General features: G+C 30.0%; 3 protein-coding genes. All 3 read right to left on the bottom strand.

Annotated features, from left to right (window positions below; all coding sequences use genetic code 11):
* Positions 1-768: 768 nt before the first annotated feature.
* Positions 769-1,329, bottom strand: a complete 561-nt coding sequence (locus DVW83_RS14250) for a hypothetical protein (protein ID WP_104660261.1) — start codon at positions 1,327-1,329, stop codon at positions 769-771.
* Between the two features lie 359 nt (positions 1,330-1,688).
* Complete coding sequence (locus DVW83_RS14245) at positions 1,689-2,873, bottom strand: hypothetical protein (RefSeq protein WP_104660262.1); 1,185 nt, start codon at positions 2,871-2,873, stop codon at positions 1,689-1,691.
* Between the two features lie 458 nt (positions 2,874-3,331).
* Entirely contained in the window at positions 3,332-4,102 is a 771-nt protein-coding gene (locus DVW83_RS14240) for a hypothetical protein (protein WP_137239596.1), read from the bottom strand.
* Between the last annotated feature and the right edge of the window lie 38 nt (positions 4,103-4,140).

Below are 4,140 nucleotides of genomic sequence, written 5' to 3'. Positions count from 1 at the left end.
TATAATTTTTAAACATAAGGCACACTCCTTGTCGGTTTGGTTTAGTCACTTTAATCATACAAGGTTGTGTGCTTTTTGTGTACCTTTAAATCAAAAAAAGTGGGGCAATAATCAGATTGTTTTCTGACTATTGTCCCACACACTAAATTTTAGAAAATATACTCGATTACTTTCCATTTACAATTAAAGTTCTTAACAAGAAAAAACCAAGCAAATTAACCTTTTTTAAACGATCAATTGCTCGGTTTGTCAATTAATTAACTCAGTTTAAAATCTGATACCTAAGATAGTTTCTTCCATTCGATTTTTCATTTTTGGGAATTAAAAAACAGATTGTTTTCTAAGATGGTTAGCATACTACAAAAATAAACACCTTTGAGGCCAAGCTGCTATATGAATGATTTCCTCAAAAGACTCCTTCGATGTTGATGATCATTGACTTATCAAACAAATGTGAACCAAAAAATAAGTGGAGATAATCAATCGGTGTCTTCCTCCATTCTTTTAAAAGAAATATATAATTATTTTTATGCGTTATCTGTTGTCAGTTTAACTTAAATAAATATTTTATTTCCTATTTGTAATTCTACTCTTTTTACGTGGTTTAAACAACTTATCATCGCCTATTTTAAATATAAAAGGTGGCTCTAGATTAATTCTTTTACGGTTGGCTTGAACTGTTCTCTTTTAAATGTTTTTTTGCAAAGTATTTGAAATCATTTAACATGCTTTTTACGGTCAAATAAGCTTGATTTTAGATTCGCGTAATCATCGCTGCATGTATTGTCTTGTCATCCGATTAATTAAATTTACAGGTTGTTCTCTAAAAAGGTTTTGCAAGCAAGAATCAAACAGACGTTCCTTTAAACGTACTTGTTTTTTTTGTTCTTCTCTTCTATTCGCCTCATCAATAAGACGAGTGAACTCAGGAGAGTATGTTTCACCAATTAGATAACCATTTTGATAATAAGCATTACGTATTGCTAACCTTGCTTCTTTTTGACACTCTTGTAACAACACTTTAGCTACGTCCATTCGATATTTTGCCAAATCTGGCAAAATTAAAGAATCATGTAAGATGCCTTTTCCTTGTCGTCTAAGTACTACTAGCAAAGACGTTTCAAATATTTTATACTTAGCAAAAATTATTTCTTCAATTTTAGCATATAGTAGAGGATTATTTTCAAAAATTTCTGATAAGTGAATAAAATAACGTTTTTCACTATTTCTAAAAATCTCATTAATCTTACCAATTTGAGGATGGTTCATTAAATTCCCAATTACAGGATCAACATAGACACTTTCTAAGTCACGTTTTGGACCATTCATTTTTTACGCTCCTTTTTTCATTACTAATTGATAAGTCTACGAAGTAATATGTAAACTAAAAGTCTATTGATAATAGTAAGTCCATAGCTTTGAATTACAACCGATATTTTCATATACCGACCGTCATTCATCGCCTACCTGCAGGCTTAGAACAACATCAAATGAAGTTACTTCGAACGATACCTGCTACTTTTATATAATTTCGTATTTGTTGTTTTTGGCATGCTATCCATTGTTTGTTGCGCTTCTACGTTTAATGCATGTTCTTTTACAAGTGAAATATTCCTTGGAAGTTCACTTTGTATTGCTTGTAAATTTCTATCTGGATCTATGTTTTTTTTGCAACTTTCCGCCTTATTCTATGAAACAGTTATATTGTTTGAATAAATTTCGTCTTCTTTATTGTTGGAATCGGTGAAACATTTTTGTAATGTTTCAAATAGATTATTCTTTAGAATGTTTATCGTTTCTAGCCCTTCCACTTTAGAATCCATATTAAAAAAAAACATCGGTCCATTAATATTCAAAATAATCGCTGGATTTTCAAACTGCGTTTTTGGTAAAATGTATGTCTGTCTGCGTTCAATACGTGATTGTTCGTTTTTGTTCTTTACGCTATTTAAGTAAGGAAATAAACTTTGCTTATCAACGGACTGTTTGATGGTAGGTAGTTTCTTATATTGTTTTTGTGTCGTTTCTAAATTTGTTAATGATTCTTTTGAGTAAAGCGTTGACAAACTTTCCAAACTGTTTTGACTACTCTTTTTATGTCCTTCGTTAGTACTTGTTGTCTGCTCTGGCATGCTCCTTATTTCTTCTATATTTGGCATGTTCCATAACCATTCATCTAGACTTTCACTTGGCAGTGAGGAACTTTTATTTGTTGTTGGCATACTAGTGTTAATCTGTTTTTTTGTCACTTGTTGTTTGCGATTAACATCCTCTAAGTTAGTTTTTGAAGTTCCTTTGTCCTTATCAAATTCTTCTCTACTTTCCTTAAGTATCTGAACAATACTCTTTTGTCCGAGTCGTTCTTCTTTATCCTTTCGGAGCCAATATAAAAAGGTAGATTTAGCTAAGCCATATCGCTCAGTAAAAGCTGTAATCGTAGATTGTCCGTTCGTTTGTTTGTATAAATTTATAAATTTTAATTTTTCTTTTGTAGAGTATACTTTTTTTACTATTTTTTCATTACGATAGTCATATAACCACTTAGAAAACGTTGTAACTGGAATATTATTCTGTTTTGCAAAAGCATCAATCGTAATATCAGGATGAGTTAAATAACTTATTAAAAACACTTGTTTTTCTTTACTAGTATATATATTTCTTTTCGTCATCTCACTTTCAATATTCTCAATCTTTCTCCCATTACGATACTCATCTTTCACCCACATGGAAATACAGTTTCTAGCCACCTTATATTTAACTTCAAGTTTTCTGATACTTCTCAAACGACCATCAAAAAATTCATCTAGAATTTTTTTTTTTATGTTTTTATCAACTGGTCCACTTTTTCGGAGTTCATATGACTTATTTTTCATAACCTTGCTCTCCTTTTTTCGTTAGTTTCAATTTGAATACTTACTAATGATTCTTCTTAAAAATTACTCAAAGTTAGTTTCTCGTTTCGACAATTTTCTATGTTTTATAAATTACCTAAGATTTCTACTACAAATTTTCTTCATATGCTTGAATGATCACTAGCGCCTACATCCATTTGTTTGCCAATGACATTTATTCAAAAATATGATTCTATAAAAATCTTTTTTACGATCAGCAAAAACCTATTCTCTAAAAACGATACTATCTGTTCTTCAAATTAAGATGATTTCAAATAGATGATTTCGCTAAAAAAACTTTTCCTCTCAAGAATTTCAAATTACGTAATAAAACTATTTTTAGATGACTGTTTCAAATATTCGTCAGGACCAACCACATATTGTCTTTCTGCCTAACTAATTTTTTGAATGTTTAATTAATCAATAGATACAATAGCTGCTTATCGTTCATTTATATTTAACTCTATTTTCTTTTTACTTTCTTTTTTTTCAGGGTCTTTTAGATCATTTTGATTTCTCAGTTCACTCAACTTTACCTTAATCGCTGATATTTCTAAAGAATTCGTTTTCGCTGCTTTAAAATCTTCACTAGGTACTTGTTCAGTTTTTTCCGTTAATTTCCACACTTTTGTTAGCGATTTATGAGTATCCAGACTGACTGTCAAATCTGTATGAATGTCTTTTACGGTATTCTCCCACAAACTAGGTGATTGTTCCCAAGGTGTCGCTATTTCCTTGCCTTTTTCATAACATTTGACCTTCTTGTTTAACTCTTGATCATGGAAAACATATCTCAAGGCACAAGCAATTGGAGAATTATCTTTACCTAGAACGATATCTTTAAAATTTATTTTGGTTGAAAAATCAAAGCAAAGGTTAAGTTCTGATTGCGATTTTACCATATCCATTGTTATTTGTAGCTCACTTTTTTTCAAAAATCCAGGTAATGAATACTTGCCATATTTACTAATATTATCTATCTCGAATTCTTTATACTGACTTATAGCTTGATTAAATGCCTGCCAAAAAGGGTACTTACTTTCTTTTTCTGTTAAAAATAGCGGATACCGTTCAAAAAAATATTTCTTTAATTCAAATTCACTATTAAATTTTAATTTATGATTATAAACATATTCATTATTTAATGATATAAATTTATCTGCATTCGAAAAGATAAAGTCCATATAATTGTGTAAAAGATAAAAGGCCATGTAACAGCCCTTTTACGGTACAATGTTTTTAACCACAA

This window comes from Enterococcus sp. VV15 (assembly GCF_005236045.1).
Taxonomy (GTDB): domain Bacteria; phylum Bacillota; class Bacilli; order Lactobacillales; family Enterococcaceae; genus Enterococcus_B; species Enterococcus_B durans.
Note: the sequence above shows the minus strand (reverse complement) of the source record. Positions and strands in the feature narration are given on the sequence as shown.